Genomic DNA, 15,026 nt, shown 5'->3' with positions numbered 1-15,026 from the left:
AGTGACATGCGCCACAGTCAGTCACCGCCCCGTGCCGTGAGGATGTGCGCTGGTCGTACCGGGGAGACCCCCACCAGGGACGACCGGGTACCGCACAGCCCCCTCACGAAGGCGAACAACTCCATGAGTGACCGCGTCACCGCGGCCGACCCGCTGTCCGCCGCACCGGCGGCGTCCGGCGGGCCCACGGCCGCCACCCCCCACGTCGACGCCGGCGACGCCGGATACCGCAAGGACCTCAAGTCCCGGCACATCAACATGATCGCCATCGGCGGCGCCATCGGCACCGGGCTCTTCCTGGGCGCCGGCGGCCGCATGTCGCAGGCCGGGCCCTCCCTCTTCATCGCCTACGCCGTCTGCGGCGTCTTCGCCTTCTTCGTGGTCCGGGCCCTCGGCGAGCTGGTGCTCTACCGCCCCTCCTCCGGCGCCTTCGTCTCCTACGCGCGCGAGTTCATGGGCGAGAAGGGCGCCTACACGGCCGGCTGGCTCTACTTCCTCAACTGGTCGACCACCGCCGTCGCCGACATCACCGCGGCCGCCACCTACGCCCACTTCTGGTCGATGTTCAGCGACGTCCCGCAGTGGATCCTCGCCCTGATCGCCCTCGCGGTCGTCCTCGCCGCCAACCTCATCTCCGTGAAGTACTTCGGCGAGATGGAGTTCTGGTTCGCGATCGTCAAGGTCGCCGCCCTCGTCGCCTTCATGCTGGTCGGCATCTTCCTCGTCGTGACCTCCCACGAGGTCGGCGGCCACACCCCGGGCCTCGGCAACATCACCGACAACGGCGGCATCTTCCCCGAGGGCACGATGCCGATGCTGCTGCTCATCCAGGGCGTCGTCTTCGCCTACGCCTCCGTCGAGCTGTGCGGCGTCGCCGCCGGCGAGACCGAGAGCCCCGAGAAGATCATGCCGAAGGCGATCAACTCGATCATGTGGCGCGTGGGCCTCTTCTACGTCGGCTCCGTCGTCCTGCTCGCCCTCCTCCTGCCGTACACGGCCTACTCCGGCGACCAGAGCCCCTTCGTCACCGTCTTCGACAAGCTGGGCATCCCCGGCGCCGCCGGCGTGATGAACCTCGTCGTCCTCACCGCCGCCCTCTCCAGCCTCAACTCGGGCCTGTACTCCACCGGCCGCATCCTGCGCTCCATGTCGCTCGCCGGCTCCGCGCCCCGCTTCACCGGCGTCATGAACAAGGGCGGCGTCCCGTACGGCGGCATCCTGCTCACCGCCGGCTTCGGCGTCCTCGGCGTCGCCCTCAACTACGTCATGCCCGGCGAGGCCTTCGAACTGGTCCTCAACTTCGCCTCGATCGGCATCATCGGCACCTGGGCCATGATCATGGTTTGCTCGCTGCTGTTCTGGCGCCGGGCGAAGGAGGGCCGGGTCGTCCGCCCCGGCTACAACCTGCCCTGGGCCCCGTACACCCAGATCGTCACCCTCGGCTTCCTCGCCTCCGTCCTCGTCCTCATGTGGATGGACGGCGGCGTCGGCCGCACCACCGTCGCCTGCCTGCCGCTCATCGCGGCCGCGCTCGTCGGCGGCTGGTTCCTGGTCCGCCGCCGGGTCCGCGCGACCGCCGCGGCCCCCCGCGACTGACGGACTCCCACGGACTGACGTACCGTCAAGGGACCCCCACGGGCACGGCCTGCGGGGGTCTCGCCTTTTGTCGGGAGATAGTGGTACGCAGGAGCCTTGCAAGATCCGTTCGCAGAGAAGGAAGTTCGCGATGCCGCAGCACGTCCAGGGGGTCATCGCCCCCGGCAGGAACGAACCGGTACGGGTCGAGACGATCGTGATCCCCGATCCCGGCCCCGGCGAGGCCGTCGTGAAGATCCAGGCGTGCGGCGTCTGCCACACCGACCTCCACTACAAGCAGGGCGGCATCAACGACGAGTTCCCCTTCCTCCTCGGCCACGAGGCCGCCGGGATCGTCGAGTCGGTCGGCGAGGGCGTCACCGACGTCGCCCCCGGCGACTTCGTGATCCTCAACTGGCGGGCCGTGTGCGGCACCTGTCGCGCCTGTCTGCGCGGCCGCCCCTGGTACTGCTTCGACACCCACAACGCGAAGCAGAGGATGACCCTGCTCGACGGCACGGAGCTCTCCCCGGCCCTCGGCATCGGTGCCTTCGCCGAGAAGACCCTCGTCGCCTCCGGCCAGTGCACCAAGGTCGACCCCGCCGTCGCCCCCGAGGTCGCGGGCCTCCTCGGCTGCGGCGTGATGGCCGGCATCGGCGCCGCGATCAACACCGGGAACGTCGGCCGCGGCGACACCGTCGCCGTCATCGGCTGCGGCGGCGTCGGCGACGCGGCGGTCGTCGGCTCCCGCCTCGCCGGAGCCGCGAAGATCATCGCCGTCGACATCGACGACCGGAAGCTGGAGACGGCGAAGGCGATGGGCGCCACCCACACCGTCAACTCCCGCTCCACCGACCCCGTCGAGGCGATCCGCGAACTCACCGGCGGCTTCGGCGCCGACGTCGTCATCGAGGCCGTCGGCCACCCGGAGACGTACCGGCAGGCCTTCTACGCCCGCGACCTCGCCGGCACCGTCGTCCTCGTCGGCGTCCCCACCCCCGAGATGAAGCTCGAACTGCCCCTCCTCGACGTCTTCGGCCGCGGCGGATCGCTCAAGTCCTCCTGGTACGGCGACTGCCTGCCCTCCCGGGACTTTCCGATGCTCGTCGACCTGCACCAGCAGGGCCGCATCGACCTCGCCGCCTTCGTCACCGAGACCATCGGCCTCGGCGAGGTCGAGAAGGCCTTCGCCCGCATGCACGAGGGCGACGTCCTGCGCTCGGTGGTGGTGCTGTGATGACCGCCCGGATCGACCACCTCGTCACCTCCGGCACCTTCAGCCTCGACGGCGGCACCTGGGACGTCGACAACAACGTCTGGATCGTCGGCGACGACACCGAGGCGATCGTCATCGACGCCGCCCACGACGCCGGAGCCGTCCTCGCCGCGCTCGACGGACGCACCCTGCGCGCCATCGTCTGCACCCACGCCCACGACGACCACGTGAACGCGGCCCCGGCGCTCGCGGCCGCCACCGGCGCCCGCATCCTGCTCCACCCCGCCGACCTGCCGCTGTGGAAGCAGACCCACCCCGACCACAGCCCGGACGGCGACCTCGCCGACGGCCGGGTCCTCACCATCGCCGGCACCGACCTCACGGTCCTGCACACCCCGGGCCACGCCCCCGGGGCGGTCAGCCTGTACGCGCCGGAGCTCGGCACGGTCTTCACCGGCGACACCCTCTTCCAGGGCGGCCCCGGCGCCACCGGCCGGTCCTTCTCGGACTTCCCCACGATCGTCGACTCGATCCGGGACAAGCTCCTCACCCTGCCGCCGGAGACGGTGGTGCGCACCGGCCACGGCGACACCACCACCATCGGCGCCGAGGCCCCCCACCTCCAGGAGTGGATCAGCCGGGGCCACTGAGCCGCAGCCGGCTCTCGAAACGCACCGCGCGGCCCGTGAACGGGTCGGTGAACTCCAGCGTCCGCGCCAGCAGCCCCAGCGGACGCCCGAAGTCCTCCGGCCCGTCCTCACGGACCACCGGGTAGACCGGATCGTTCAGGATCGGCAGCCCCAGGGCGTTCATGTGCACCCGTAGCTGGTGCGTCCGCCCGGTCACCGGTTCGAGGCGGTACCGGCCGAGCCCGCCCGCGTGCGCCACAAGCCCGATCCGGCTCTCGGCGTTCGGCTCGCCCGGCACCTCCCGGGCGGCCATCACCCCGCGCTCCTTCTCGATCCGGCTCCGCACCGTCACCGGCAGCCCCACCGCCGGGTCGTACGGCGCCACCGCCTCGTACTCCTTGCGCACGGCCCGGTCCCGGAACAGCGTCTGGTACGCCCCCCGGTCCTCCTCCCGCACGACGAACAGCACGAGCCCCGCCGTCAGCCGGTCGAGCCGGTGCGCGGGCTGGAGGCGGGGCAGCCCCAGGTCCCGCCGCAGTCGTGCCGTCGCGGTCTCCGTGACGTGCCGCCCCCGGGGCATCGTCGCCAGGAAGTGCGGCTTGTCGGCCACCACGATCCGCTCGTCCCGGTACACGACCCCGACCGCGAACGGCACCGGCGTCTCCGGCGGGAAGTCCCGGTGGAACCAGATCCACCGCCCCACGGCGTACGGCTCGTCCCCGCCGACCGGCCCGTCGGTCCCGACGAACCGCCCCTCCCGCAGCATCTCCTCGACCCGCCCGGCCCCGACGGCCGCCCCGTACCGCTCCACCAGGTGGTCCCGCACGGTCGCCCAGGCGCCGTCCGGGTCCTCCGGGAGCCGCACCCGCACGGGATCGATGCCGTCCCGCTGGGGCAGCGGAGAAGCGGGGGCCCTGGTCCTGCGTCTCACCACTCCGCCTCGTGGCCGTCCGTACTCGTGCGTCCATGACGCGTGCGCTCATGATGCGTGCGCTCATGCGAAAGTCCCGGTCGAGAAGATCTCGACCGGGACTCCGTGTGGTGTCCGAGGGGGGACTTGAACCCCCACGCCCGATAAAGGGCACTAGCACCTCAAGCTAGCGCGTCTGCCATTCCGCCACCCGGACAAGGTGTCTGTCTTCCTGGCCGCTGGGCCCTTCCGACGAGGAAAACCATAGCAAACATTCGAGGTGGTCGATCACCACCCCCGGTCGGCCCCCGTCATGTGACGGCCGCGTGTCGGCGGGCCGCCGCCCTTGGGCGCCGAGGGGGCCACGCGGGAGGATGGGGGCGACCACCAGCAATCACGTGGGGCACGTAGTGGGAGGAAGCAGAGTGAGCGAGTCGAACACGGCCGGGAGCGTCCGCGGCGAGGACGAGGTAGTCGACCTCTGTCGCGACCTCATCCGCATCGACACCAGCAACTACGGCGACCACTCGGGCCCGGGGGAGCGGGCGGCGGCGGAGTACGTCGCCGAGAAGCTCGCCGAGGTCGGTCTGGACCCGCAGATCATCGAGTCGCACCGGGGGCGGGCCTCCACCGTCGCCCGGATCGAGGGCGAGGACCCGTCGCGGCCCGCCCTGCTGATCCACGGCCACACCGACGTCGTCCCGGCCAACGCCGAGGACTGGACCCACCACCCCTTCTCCGGGGAGATCGCCGACGACTGCGTCTGGGGCCGCGGCGCCGTCGACATGAAGGACATGGACGCGATGACCCTCGCGGTCGTGCGGGACCGGCTGCGCAGCGGCCGCAAGCCCCCGCGCGACGTCGTCCTCGCCTTCCTCGCCGACGAGGAGGCCGGCGGCACCTACGGCGCCCGGTACCTGGTCGACAAGCACCGAGACCTCTTCGAGGGGGTCACCGAGGCCATCGGCGAGGTCGGCGGCTTCTCCTTCACCGTCAACGAGAACCTGCGGCTCTACCTGGTCGAGACGGCCCAGAAGGGCATGCACTGGATGCGGCTGACCGTCGAGGGCACCGCGGGCCACGGCTCGATGACCAACGACGACAACGCCATCACGGAGCTCTGCGAGGCCGTGGGCCGCCTCGGCCGCCACCAGTGGCCGGTGAGGGTCACCAAGACCGTCCGGTCCTTCCTGGACGAGCTCTCGGACGCCCTGGGCACCCCGCTCGACCCCGAGGACATGGACGCCACCCTCGCCAAGCTCGGCGGCATCGCCAAGATGATCGGCGCCACCCTGCGGAACTCGGCGGCCCCGACCATGCTCGGTGCCGGCTACAAGGTGAACGTGATCCCCGGCCAGGCCACGGCGCACGTCGACGGCCGCTTCCTGCCGGGGTACGAGCAGGAGTTCCTGGCCGACCTCGACCGGATCCTCGGCCCCCGCGTGAAGCGCGAGGACGTGCACGGCGACAAGGCCCTGGAGACCAGCTTCGACGGCTCCCTGGTGGACGCCATGCAGCTCGCCCTGCGCGCCGAGGACCCGATCGCCCGCGCCGTGCCGTACATGCTCTCCGGCGGCACCGACGCCAAGTCCTTCGACGACCTCGGCATCCGCTGCTTCGGCTTCGCCCCGCTCCGGTTGCCGCCGGAGCTGGACTTCGCCGGCATGTTCCACGGCGTGGACGAGCGGGTCCCGGTCGACGGCCTCAAGTTCGGCGCCCGCGTCCTGGACCGCTTCCTCGACGCCTGCTGAGCGGGGACGCCCGTCGGGCGGGTCCGCCGGGCGTCCCCGCCCGGCGCCCGCCCCGGATTCGCCCGTGCGTTTGCGTGTGACCGAAAAGAGTGAATGACCCCGGGGGCTCGTAGCCCCCACCCCTCCCCCTCGTTACAGGTGTGCGGTCCGCGGCTGGGACCGCATTGCCAACTAGGAGGAATAATGATCAAGAAGGTCGTCGCTGCTGCGGCTGCCACCGGCGGTCTGGTTCTCGCGGGCGCCGGCATGGCGGTCGCCGACGCGGGTGCCCAGGGTGCGGCCATCGGTTCCCCCGGTGTCCTCTCGGGCAACGTCGTCCAGGTGCCGGTTCACGTTCCCGTGAACGTGTGCGGCAACACGGTCTCCGTGATCGGCCTGCTGAACCCCGCCTTCGGCAACGCCTGCGTCAACGACTGACGTCGTCCCTCGCCCCATGAGGGTGTGAGCCGGTCCGGCCCCGGAGTGCGTGCCATGCACTCCGGGGCCGGTGGCCATTTCCGCCCCGGGCCCTCCGCCCGGTGGCACTCTTTCGAAGCCGAGCAGGCAGGGAACAAGCTATGCGACAGGTCACGCGCAAGGGCCTCATCACCGTTGCGGCCGCCGGCGGCGTCTTCGCCGCGATCGGCGGCGGCTATGCGCACGCCGACTCCGGTGCGAACGGTGCGGCCACGAACTCCCCGGGCGTCGCGTCCGGGAACTCCGTCCAGGTCCCGGTGCACGTGCCGGTGAACGCCTGCGGGAACACCGTCAGCGCCGTCGGGCTGCTGAACCCGGCGATGGGCAACAAGTGCGCCAACGTCTCCGACTCGGGGAAGCCGGGCAAGCCCGGCGGCGGCTCCTCCGCCGACGGCCACACGGGCGGCTCGCCCGGCGTGGGCTCCGGCAACAACGTCCAGGTGCCGGTCGACGTCCCGGTGAACGTGTGCGGCAACAGCGTCTCGGTCATCGGGCTCCTCAACCCGGCCGCCGGCAACGACTGCGCCAACGAAGCCGAGCCCACGCGGCCGGGCAACCCGGAGAACCCCGGCAACCCGGGCAACCCCGGGAATCCGGGCACTCCCGAGAGCCCCGGCACCCCGGGCACCCCCCAGACCGACGACGGGTCGAACACCCCCGGGGCGCAGACCGTGACGCCGCCGCGGGCCGTCGAGGAGCTCGCCGAGACCGGCGCCGCGCCGCTCGGCGTGATCGTCCCCGCCGGAGCCGGACTGCTGCTCGCCGGTTCGCTGATCTACCGCCGGTCCCGCCGCGCCGCCTGAGACGGCCGCACGGCCCGGACCGTGTGACGCGCACCACGCACGGGGGCCCCGCACACCGCGGGGCCCCTTCTCGTGGTCCTTCCGACTACCAGGTCGCCCTGACCTGGCGGATGATCCGCCGCTTCAACCGCACTCTGCGGCTCCCGTCCCGGTGCAGGCTCAGACGGTCCAACTCCCAGTGTCCGTACTCGGCATGGTCGGTCAGCAGCCGCGTCGCCTCCTTGCGGGAGACACCGCGCGGCACGTACACGTCGACAAATTCGTATTCCGGCATCGCATCTATTGTGCGGGCACGGCCCCGGTACGGATAGCGTCTGTCCCATGTCTGATGCTGCGCAGCCCACCGCTGCCGAGGTACGTGCCGCCGCCGAGGCGGTCAAAGCCGCACTGGACCGTCACCTCGCGGCGGTCGAACGCCGCACGGGGGACGACGACCCGGCCGTCTACGAGGCCTTCAACGCCCTGGCCTCGGCGGCCGAGACCTACGACGAACTCCTCTACGACCACTACGACGAGGTCACCCCCTTCGAGATCCCCGGGGCGGACGGCTCCCTGCCGCCGTACACCGGACCCGACGAACCCCACGCCCTCAGCCTCCTGATCCGCCGCGACTACGCCGTGGCGGAGCCCCGGCGCCTGCTCGCCCAGGCCCGCCGCGTCGCCGAGACCGGCGGCGAGGACGTCACCGGGGCGGCCGCCAAGGCCGGCGTCTCGCCCCTCGCCGCGCTCGGCGTGCTCTTCGGCGAGTACGAGCCGGACGAGATCGCCTCCCGGCACAAGGACTTCGGCCTGGAGGAGGGCGACTCCACGCTCTGGGTCGTCGCGGCCGACGAACTCCCGGAACCGGGGGAGTGGCTCAACGCCCCCTTCGACCACGCCGATCCCGAGCGGATCGTCTGCCGCTTCGACGTCAGCTCCGTCTTCGACGAGGAGGAGGACGACACCGACGTCGATGACGCCGACATCGCCGACGCCGGTGACGGCACCGGCGGCGGCACGGCCGGGAGGGCCCGCGCCTGACGTCAGGACCGACGCGGAGACGCCGGAGGGCCGGGACACCGTACGAGGTGTCCCGGCCCTCCCGTCGTTCCTCCCGCGCCGCCCTACTCCCCGGGAGCGGCGAGCAGCGCCTCCAGGAGAGGCCGCAGCCGCGTCGTGCGCTCCGGGGCCACCCCCTCCGCGACCGCCCGGGGCAGGGCCTGGTCCACGCCGTGCACGACCGACAGGTGGCGCTCCGCCCGGCCGAAGGCCGTGTACACCCACGCCCGGCTCAGGCCGCCCGCCGCGTCCCCGGGCAGCACCGCGACCACCGCGGGCCACCGCGTCCCGGCCGCCTGGTGCGCGGTGAGCGCCCAGCCGTGCCGCAGCGCCGACTCCACCCGCTCCTTCGGTACGAGGACCTCGCCGTCCCCGCACCGCAGCCGCAGGCCCTCGGCGTCGGCCGACAGGACCGTACCGGTGACCGTGTGCCCCGGCACCGGCGCGTACGCCACCCGGTCGCCGGGGTCGTAGCCGCCGAACCGGCCGGGGCCGGGGTTGAGCCGCTGCTTGAGGGCGGCGTTCAGCGCGCGCGTGCCGGCCGAGCCGCCGTGGCCGACCGTGACGACCTGGGTCCGCTCCGGCGGCACCCCGATCGCCCGGGGCACCGAGTCGGCCACCAGTTGGACGGTGCGGTGCACGGCCTCGCCCGCGTCCCGCACCGGGACGATCACGACCTCCTTGCCGGGGGCCTCGACCTGGTTCAGTTCGCCGACACCGATGCCCGACACCAGCTCGCCGAGCGGCCCCGGGTCGGGGACGCGCGAGGCGATCCGGGGGCACACCCGGGCCGCGAGCGCGTCGGCGAAGACCCGGCCCGCGCCCGGCGCCCCGAGGACCTCCGGGTCACCGCTCAGGACTAGGCGGCAGCCGTCCGGCAGCGACTCCACGAGCGTCGCGGCCGTCTCCACGTCCACCTGCGGCGCGTCGAGCACCACCAGCAGGTCCAGGGCGAAGGCCCCGTCCTCGTCCCGGCCCGGCCCGGCCGTCCCGGACAGCAGGGCGGCGACCGTCACGGCCTCCGTCCCCGCGGCGCCGAGCGCCCGCCGCCCGCCGTCGGAGTGGACCGCGACCAGGGCGCGGAGGCCCCGCTCGCGGGCCTTCGCCGCGAGCGCCACCGGCTCGGCGCGGGCGGCCTCGCCGCCGGTGTGCAGGACGAGGCCGTGCGCACCGGCGGCGCGCTCCAGCTCGGAGCCCTCCCAGGCGTCGGCCGTCGCCGTCCTGACCAGACGGGCGAGGCCCTCCGCGAGGCTCTCCTCCGCGAGCGCGTAGCGGTCGAGGCCGAGCAGCGCGGGCGGCTCCTCGCCGCTCTCCGCGCTCCCGTCCGCGTCCTCGCCGGACCCCTCCGTCTCCTCTTCCGTCTCCTCCGGGGCCTCCCGCTCCTCCTGGAAGAGGTGGACCGCCCCCTCGGAGACCGCCGTGTCGACCGCCTCCCCCGGGTCGGGCACGGAGTGCGCGGCGAGCCCGGCGCGCACGGTCCCGACCTCCTGGGCGGTGTGCCCCTGGAGCGCGGCCCGCTCCAGGAGCCACACGGTGAGGGCGACCGTCCGGCGCGGGTCGCCGGGGCCGCAGTCGGGTCCGAGCAGCGCCCGCGCGAAGCCGTCGGCCCGCTCCGGCCGCACCCCCGCCACCGCGAGGAGCTGCCACGGGTCGTCGAGCAGCACCGCGGCCGCGCCCTCGCCGAGCGCGGCGGCCACCGGTCCGGCCAGTGCCTCCGGGGCGCCGCCCCGGGCCAGGACCTCGCGGACGGCGGCCGCGGTGGCGGGTGCCGGGGCGGTCGCCCGCTCCGGTGCGGGGGGCCGGGGGGCCGCCACCGGGGCCGGCTCGGGGACGGAGGGCCGGGGCGCCGGCTCGGCCGCCTCGTAGAAGGAACCGCCCTTGGCCGCGCCGCCCTCCACGGCCCGGACCGCCGCGAGGAGGTCCGCCGCGGTGCCGCTCAGCTTGGTGCCGGCCGCGACCGGGCCGCCCTTCTCGGCCTTCCGCGCCTCGATCTTCGCCCGCAGTTCCCGCTGCGCGGCCAGCTCGGCCTGCGCCTCGCTCAGTCCGGGCGCGCCGGGGTCCCCGCCGTCGCCGGTCCCCTCGGCCGGCTTCTCGGCGGACCCGGCCCGCTCCCCGGAGGCCTCTCCGGCCTCCTCGGCGGCGTCGGGCCCCTCTGCGGCATCGGTCCCCCCGGCGGTGTCGGGTTCTCCGGCGGCCGCCCCGGCCCCCTCCCGTACGTCCTCGGTGGGCTCCACGTCCTCGGGTGCCTCGGGCGCGGTCTCCCCGGAAGGCTCGGTCACAAGGTGCTCCAGTCGTGATCCGGATAGCGGTGCACGGGCGCCGACACGTCGTTCAGCGCCCGGCAGATCTCGTCAGGAAGACTAAGGGTCTCCACCGACAACGCGGCCGTGAGCTGGCGCGTCGTGCGCGCGCCGACGATCGGGGCGGTCACCCCGGGCCGGTCGCGGACCCAGGCGAGCGCCACGTGGAGCGGGGTCGTCGCGAGGCCGTCGGCCGCCGTCGTCACCGCGTCCACGATCCGGCTCGCCGCGTCGTCCAGGTACGGCTCCACGAAGGGCGCCATCCGCTCCGAGGCGCCCCGCGAGTCCGCCGGCGTCCCGCTCCGGTACTTCCCGGTCAGGACGCCGCGCCCCAGCGGCGAGGAGGGCAGCAGGCCCATGCCGAGGTCCATGGCGGCCGGCAGCACCTCGCGCTCCACGCCCCGCTGGAGCAGCGAGTACTCCAGTTGCGCGCCCGCGAGCCGGGTCCGGTCCCCGCCGAGCTGCCAGGTGCCCGCCTTGGCGAGCTGCCAGCCGCAGAAGTTCGCCACGCCCGCGTACCGGGCCCGTCCGCTGCGCACGGCGATGTCGAGCGCCTGGAGGGACTCCTCCAGGGGCGTGTGCGGGTCGAAGGCGTGCAGTTGCCACAGGTCCACGTGGTCCGTGCCGAGCCGGGCGAGGGAGGCGTCGAGCGCGGCGAGCAGGTGTCCGCGCGAGCCGTCCGTGCGCCGGTCGGGGTCGGGGACGCTGCCCGCCTTGGTCGACAGGACGAGGTCCTGCCGGGGCACGAGGCGTTCCACGAGGCGCCCGAGCAGGTACTCCGCCTCGCCCCCGCCGTACACGTCGGCGGTGTCCACGAGCGTGCCGCCGGCGTCCCAGAACGCCTTCAGTTGCTCGGCGGCGTCGTGCTCGTCGGTGTCCCGGCCCCAGGTGAGGGTGCCGAGTCCGATGCGCGACACGCGCAGGCCCGTACGTCCGAGATGCCTCTGCTCCATGGGCGCGAGATTACTGGCCGGGGCACCACGCGGAGAGAGCCTGTGGACAACCACGTCCTGTCGGCGGCGCCGACCGCGCGCTAGAGTCCGGCCCACAGAGACGTTACCGATGGGTAAGGGGTGCGTGGAATGCGGCTCGGCATCAACCTCGGCTACTGGGGCGCCGGTATGGACGGCGACAACCTCGCCGTCGCGCAGGAGGCGGACCGCCTCGGGTACGACGTCTGCTGGGCCGCCGAGGCCTACGGTTCGGACGCGCCCACCGTCCTCGCCTGGGTCGCGGCGAAGACCGAGCGGATCGACGTCGGCTCCGCGATCATGCAGATCCCGGCCCGGCAGCCCGCCATGACGGCGATGACCGCCGCCACCCTCGACTCGCTCAGCGGCGGCCGCTTCCGCCTCGGCCTCGGCGTCTCCGGACCCCAGGTCTCCGAGGGCTGGTACGGCGTGAAGTTCGACAAGCCGCTCGCCCGGACCCGCGAGTACGTCGAGATCGTCCGCAGGGCCATGACCCGCGAGCGGCTCAGCTACGACGGCGCGCACTGGACCCTGCCGCTCCCGGACGGCCCCGGCAAGCCCCTCAAGCTCACCGTGCACCCGCAGCGCGAGCACATCCCGCTCTACATCGCCGCGATCGGCCCCAGGAACCTGGAGCAGACCGGCGAGATCGCCGACGGCGCCCTGCTGATCTTCCCCTCCGCCGACCACCTGGAGGACACGGCCCTGCGGCACATCCGCGCGGGCCGCGAGAAGGCCGGCCTGACCATGGACGGCTTCGACGTCTGTCCCACCGTGCCGCTCGCCCTCGGCGACGACATCGACGCGCTCGCCGACGTGTTCCGGCCGTACACCGCCCTCTACGTCGGCGGCATGGGCAGCCGCAAGCAGAACTTCTACAACCAGCTCGCGCGGCGCATGGGCTACGAGAAGGAGGCCGCCGAGGTCCAGGACAAGTACCTGGCCGGCGACAAGACGGGGGCCGCGGCCGCCGTGCCGCACTCCCTGATCGACCGCACCACCCTGCTCGGCTCCGTCGAGCGGATCGCCGACCGGATGGCGGCCTACGCCGCCGCCGGGGTCACCACCCTCACCGTCGCCCCGGCCGGCTTCACCCTCGACGAGCGGGTGGCGGCCCTGCGGGCGGGCGTCGAGGCGCTGGAGCGGGCCGGGCTGGCGTGACGCACCGCCGGATCCGCGCGTGACGCGCCGGCGGCCCTGCGCGTGACGCGCCGGCGGCCCTGCGCGTGACGCGCCGACGGCTCCGTACGCGTGTCCCGTACGGAGCCGTCGGAGGGGCCTGCGGCCGTGGTGGGGGCTCGGGGGTCTTCCCCGCCACGGCCGTCACGCAGCACAACGGTTCCGGCGGGCCCCTGGTTACGCCCTCGGGGCTCACTCTTTCGGCCGAACCGCTCCCGCCCCCGTGTTGCCCGCCGTTCCGGACCGGACTTGACTCGTTCTTCCCGGACGCGGTGCTCCCCGGACGTACCGGAGTGCGAACGTCCGCACGGAGGTGGCGGCGATGCTCACGGCCAAGGGCCTGTTCCAGGAAATCATCGACGACGACGAGTCCTTCCGGCTCTTCTGTTCGATCGCGGCGAGCGGCGAGGCCCAGGGCGGCTGGGAGAACGCCCGGATCGCGGCCCTCGTCGCCCCGGGCATGCGCGACCTCGCGCCCAAGATCACCCGGCACGGCGCCGACGAGGACAAGCACGGCCGGATCTTCAACGCGCTGATGAAGAAGCGCGGCCTCGAACCCGTCCCGGTGCCCCCCGACACCGACTACACGATGCTGCTCGAACAGCGCGGCATCGGCCTCGCGCACGACAAGCTCCGCCGCGACGAGCCCCTGACCGAGCGGGACATCATCGTCTACCTCGCCCACAGCCGGGTCACCGAGCAGCGGGCGGCCGACCAGATGGACATGCTCGTCACGTACTTCGGGGACCACCCCGAGCTCGGCAGGGCCATCCACATGATCGACAACGACGAGGCCAACCACCTCGCCTACTGCCACGAGGAGCTGCTCCGGCTCGCCCGCCAGGGCCACGGCCGGCTGATCCAGCGGACCCTGCGCGAGTCCGCCCTGGTCGAGATCCAGGTCTACCGCGACGTCAGCCTCGCCGTGATGCGCCACATGGGCCGCATCCTGAAGTGGCCCAGGCCCAAGGCCCTCGTCCTCGCCGCCGGCATCCACGGCATGTACGCGTACGAGCGCGCCGCCGGGTGGCACAAGATGATCGACCTCAGGATGCCCGAACGGCGCGACGCCCTCGGCGGCCCGGCGATCCCCGCCCCCGCCTTCTGAGCCCGCGGGGGCGGGCCCGGCACGGCGGGAGCGGTCCTACATCCAGCCGCGCCGCTTGAACATCCGGTACAGGACGACGACGATCCCCGTCATCACGACGATCACCGCCGGGTACCCCATCCCCCAGCGCAGCTCCGGCATGTGCTCGAAGTTCATGCCGTAGATCCCCGCGACCATGGTGGGGACCGCCGCCATGGCCGCCCACGCCGAGATCTTCCGCATGTCGTCGTTCTGCCGCACCCCCATCTGCGCCAGATGGGCCGAGAGCACGTCGGACAGGAGCCGGTCCAAACCCTCCACCTGCTCGTTGGACCGCATCAGGTGGTCGTTGACGTCCCGGAAGAACGGCTGGGCGTGCTCCTCCACGAACGGCACCGAACCGGTCGTCAGACGGGCCATCGGACCGGCCAGCGGACCGCTGGCCCGCCGGAACTCCAGGACCTGCCGCTTCGCCGTGTAGATCCGCGCCGCCGTGTTGGAGGCCGCCTCCCCGCTGGGCGCGAAGACGTCCGCCTCCAGCTCCTCCAGGTCCACCTGGAGCTCGCCCGCGACCTCCAGGTAGTGGTCCACGATCGCGTCGCTCACCGCGTACAGGACCGCCGTCGGGCCGTGCTTCAGGACCTCCGGGTCGGCCTCCAGGCGCCGGCGCACCTGCGCCAGCGGGGCCCCCTCGCCGTGCCGGACCGTGACCACGAACGAGTCGCCCACGAACACCATCAGCTCGCCCGAGGAGACCCGGTCGCTCTCCGGCTCGTACACGACCGGCTTGAGCACCACGAAGAGCGAGTCGTCGTAGACCTCCAGCTTGGGCCGCTGGTGGGCCTTCAGGGCGTCCTCGACGGCCAGGGGGTGCAGCGCGAACTCCGAGGCCACGTGGTCGAACTCCGCCTCGGTGGGTTCGTGCAGGCCCACCCACAGGAACGCGTCGTCGCCCGTCGACCGCGCCTCCTCCAAGGCGTCCGAGAGGTCGGCGGGGCCGTCCGTACGGCGCCCGTCCCGGTAGATGGCAGAGTCCACGATCACGGGGCGCATTCTCCCCCCGAACGGTTCCGCCATGCACGCGTACGCGCGCCCGTGGACCCCGGGCGCA

The 15,026-nt window shown here is 73.2% G+C and carries 14 protein-coding genes and 1 tRNA gene; 9 read left to right on the top strand and 6 right to left on the bottom strand.

Annotated features, from left to right (window positions below; all coding sequences use genetic code 11):
• The first annotated feature begins 123 nt into the window (after positions 1–123).
• From ACFYNX_RS23290 to ACFYNX_RS23280, 3 genes are all read left to right on the top strand, one after another.
• Positions 124–1,596, top strand: coding sequence for an amino acid permease (locus ACFYNX_RS23290; protein ID WP_388663745.1), 1,473 nt, complete (start codon positions 124–126; stop codon positions 1,594–1,596).
• A 130-nt stretch (positions 1,597–1,726) separates the two neighbouring features.
• Positions 1,727–2,812, top strand: a complete 1,086-nt coding sequence (locus ACFYNX_RS23285) for an S-(hydroxymethyl)mycothiol dehydrogenase (protein ID WP_365540023.1) — start codon at positions 1,727–1,729, stop codon at positions 2,810–2,812.
• On the top strand, positions 2,812–3,441 hold the full coding sequence (locus tag ACFYNX_RS23280) for an MBL fold metallo-hydrolase (RefSeq protein WP_125667180.1): 630 nt from the start codon (positions 2,812–2,814) through the stop codon (positions 3,439–3,441). Before ACFYNX_RS23285 ends, ACFYNX_RS23280 begins: the two co-directional genes overlap by 1 nt.
• Here ACFYNX_RS23280 and ACFYNX_RS23275 read toward each other — a convergent pair.
• Both ACFYNX_RS23275 and ACFYNX_RS23270 read right to left on the bottom strand, forming a co-directional pair.
• Positions 3,425–4,351, bottom strand: a complete 927-nt coding sequence (locus tag ACFYNX_RS23275) for a pseudouridine synthase (RefSeq protein WP_388663742.1) — start codon at positions 4,349–4,351, stop codon at positions 3,425–3,427. The two genes, ACFYNX_RS23280 and ACFYNX_RS23275, sit on opposite strands and share 17 nt — an antisense overlap.
• 108 nt (positions 4,352–4,459) lie before the next feature.
• A tRNA-Leu gene (locus ACFYNX_RS23270) sits at positions 4,460–4,547 on the bottom strand.
• Positions 4,548–4,755: 208 nt separating this feature from the next.
• Here ACFYNX_RS23270 and ACFYNX_RS23265 point away from each other — a divergent pair.
• From ACFYNX_RS23265 to ACFYNX_RS23255, 3 genes are all read left to right on the top strand, one after another.
• Positions 4,756–6,081, top strand: coding sequence for a M20/M25/M40 family metallo-hydrolase (locus tag ACFYNX_RS23265; RefSeq protein WP_125667182.1), 1,326 nt, complete (start codon positions 4,756–4,758; stop codon positions 6,079–6,081).
• A gap of 183 nt (positions 6,082–6,264) precedes the next feature.
• The gene (chpH, locus tag ACFYNX_RS23260) at positions 6,265–6,498 is read left to right on the top strand and encodes a chaplin ChpH (RefSeq protein ID WP_030213014.1); all 234 of its coding nucleotides are present in this window, start codon (positions 6,265–6,267) and stop codon (positions 6,496–6,498) included.
• Positions 6,499–6,638: 140 nt separating this feature from the next.
• The gene (locus ACFYNX_RS23255) at positions 6,639–7,340 is read left to right on the top strand and encodes a chaplin (RefSeq protein ID WP_388663739.1); all 702 of its coding nucleotides are present in this window, start codon (positions 6,639–6,641) and stop codon (positions 7,338–7,340) included.
• 85 nt (positions 7,341–7,425) lie between these two features.
• Here ACFYNX_RS23255 and ACFYNX_RS23250 read toward each other — a convergent pair whose 3' ends face one another.
• A complete protein-coding gene (locus tag ACFYNX_RS23250; protein WP_015032473.1) occupies positions 7,426–7,614 on the bottom strand; it encodes a DUF5703 family protein in 189 nt (62 codons plus the stop codon).
• Between the two features lie 47 nt (positions 7,615–7,661).
• Between ACFYNX_RS23250 and ACFYNX_RS23245 the strand changes: the two genes are divergently transcribed.
• Entirely contained in the window at positions 7,662–8,360 is a 699-nt protein-coding gene (locus ACFYNX_RS23245) for a hypothetical protein (RefSeq protein WP_388663737.1), read from the top strand.
• A gap of 83 nt (positions 8,361–8,443) precedes the next feature.
• Here ACFYNX_RS23245 and ACFYNX_RS23240 read toward each other — a convergent pair whose 3' ends face one another.
• Together ACFYNX_RS23240 and ACFYNX_RS23235 are read right to left on the bottom strand one after the other, a co-directional pair.
• Positions 8,444–10,657, bottom strand: a complete 2,214-nt coding sequence (locus tag ACFYNX_RS23240) for a helix-hairpin-helix domain-containing protein (RefSeq protein ID WP_388663735.1) — start codon at positions 10,655–10,657, stop codon at positions 8,444–8,446.
• Positions 10,654–11,631 (bottom strand): aldo/keto reductase, encoded by a 978-nt coding sequence (locus tag ACFYNX_RS23235; protein ID WP_365540018.1) that lies wholly within the window; start codon positions 11,629–11,631, stop codon positions 10,654–10,656. Before ACFYNX_RS23235 ends, ACFYNX_RS23240 begins: the two co-directional genes overlap by 4 nt.
• 129 nt (positions 11,632–11,760) lie before the next feature.
• Here ACFYNX_RS23235 and ACFYNX_RS23230 point away from each other — a divergent pair, with 129 nt between their 5' ends.
• Both ACFYNX_RS23230 and ACFYNX_RS23225 read left to right on the top strand, forming a co-directional pair.
• Positions 11,761–12,810, top strand: a complete 1,050-nt coding sequence (locus tag ACFYNX_RS23230; protein ID WP_388663733.1) for an LLM class F420-dependent oxidoreductase — start codon at positions 11,761–11,763, stop codon at positions 12,808–12,810.
• A 340-nt stretch (positions 12,811–13,150) separates the two neighbouring features.
• Positions 13,151–13,936 carry a ferritin-like domain-containing protein gene (locus ACFYNX_RS23225; RefSeq protein WP_365540016.1) on the top strand — a complete coding sequence of 262 codons (786 nt, stop codon included), beginning with the start codon at positions 13,151–13,153 and terminating at the stop codon, positions 13,934–13,936.
• A 36-nt stretch (positions 13,937–13,972) separates the two neighbouring features.
• Here the strand turns inward: ACFYNX_RS23225 and corA are convergent, their stop codons facing one another.
• Positions 13,973–14,968, bottom strand: a complete 996-nt coding sequence (gene corA, locus ACFYNX_RS23220; protein ID WP_388663731.1) for a magnesium/cobalt transporter CorA — start codon at positions 14,966–14,968, stop codon at positions 13,973–13,975.
• Between the last annotated feature and the right edge of the window lie 58 nt (positions 14,969–15,026).

This window comes from Streptomyces sp. NPDC007872 (assembly GCF_042868165.1).
Taxonomy (GTDB): Bacteria; Actinomycetota; Actinomycetes; order Streptomycetales; family Streptomycetaceae; genus Streptomyces.
The sequence above is the reverse complement of the archived record's forward strand: the minus strand, read 5'-3'. Positions and strand labels throughout refer to the sequence as shown.

Excerpts from the sequence above, each read along its gene's own strand:
- ACFYNX_RS23290 (WP_388663745.1), top strand. The coding sequence starts at position 124 with ATGAGTGACCGCGTCACCGCGGCCGACCCGCTGTCCGCCGCACCGGCG.
- ACFYNX_RS23285 (WP_365540023.1), top strand. The coding sequence starts at position 1,727 with ATGCCGCAGCACGTCCAGGGGGTCATCGCCCCCGGCAGGAACGAACCG.
- ACFYNX_RS23280 (WP_125667180.1), top strand. The coding sequence starts at position 2,812 with ATGACCGCCCGGATCGACCACCTCGTCACCTCCGGCACCTTCAGCCTC.
- chpH (WP_030213014.1), top strand. The coding sequence starts at position 6,265 with ATGATCAAGAAGGTCGTCGCTGCTGCGGCTGCCACCGGCGGTCTGGTT.
- ACFYNX_RS23255 (WP_388663739.1), top strand. The coding sequence starts at position 6,639 with ATGCGACAGGTCACGCGCAAGGGCCTCATCACCGTTGCGGCCGCCGGC.
- ACFYNX_RS23250 (WP_015032473.1), bottom strand. The coding sequence starts at position 7,614 with ATGCCGGAATACGAATTTGTCGACGTGTACGTGCCGCGCGGTGTCTCC.
- ACFYNX_RS23245 (WP_388663737.1), top strand. The coding sequence starts at position 7,662 with ATGTCTGATGCTGCGCAGCCCACCGCTGCCGAGGTACGTGCCGCCGCC.
- ACFYNX_RS23235 (WP_365540018.1), bottom strand. The coding sequence starts at position 11,631 with ATGGAGCAGAGGCATCTCGGACGTACGGGCCTGCGCGTGTCGCGCATC.
- ACFYNX_RS23230 (WP_388663733.1), top strand. The coding sequence starts at position 11,761 with ATGCGGCTCGGCATCAACCTCGGCTACTGGGGCGCCGGTATGGACGGC.
- ACFYNX_RS23225 (WP_365540016.1), top strand. The coding sequence starts at position 13,151 with ATGCTCACGGCCAAGGGCCTGTTCCAGGAAATCATCGACGACGACGAG.
- corA (WP_388663731.1), bottom strand. The coding sequence starts at position 14,968 with ATGCGCCCCGTGATCGTGGACTCTGCCATCTACCGGGACGGGCGCCGT.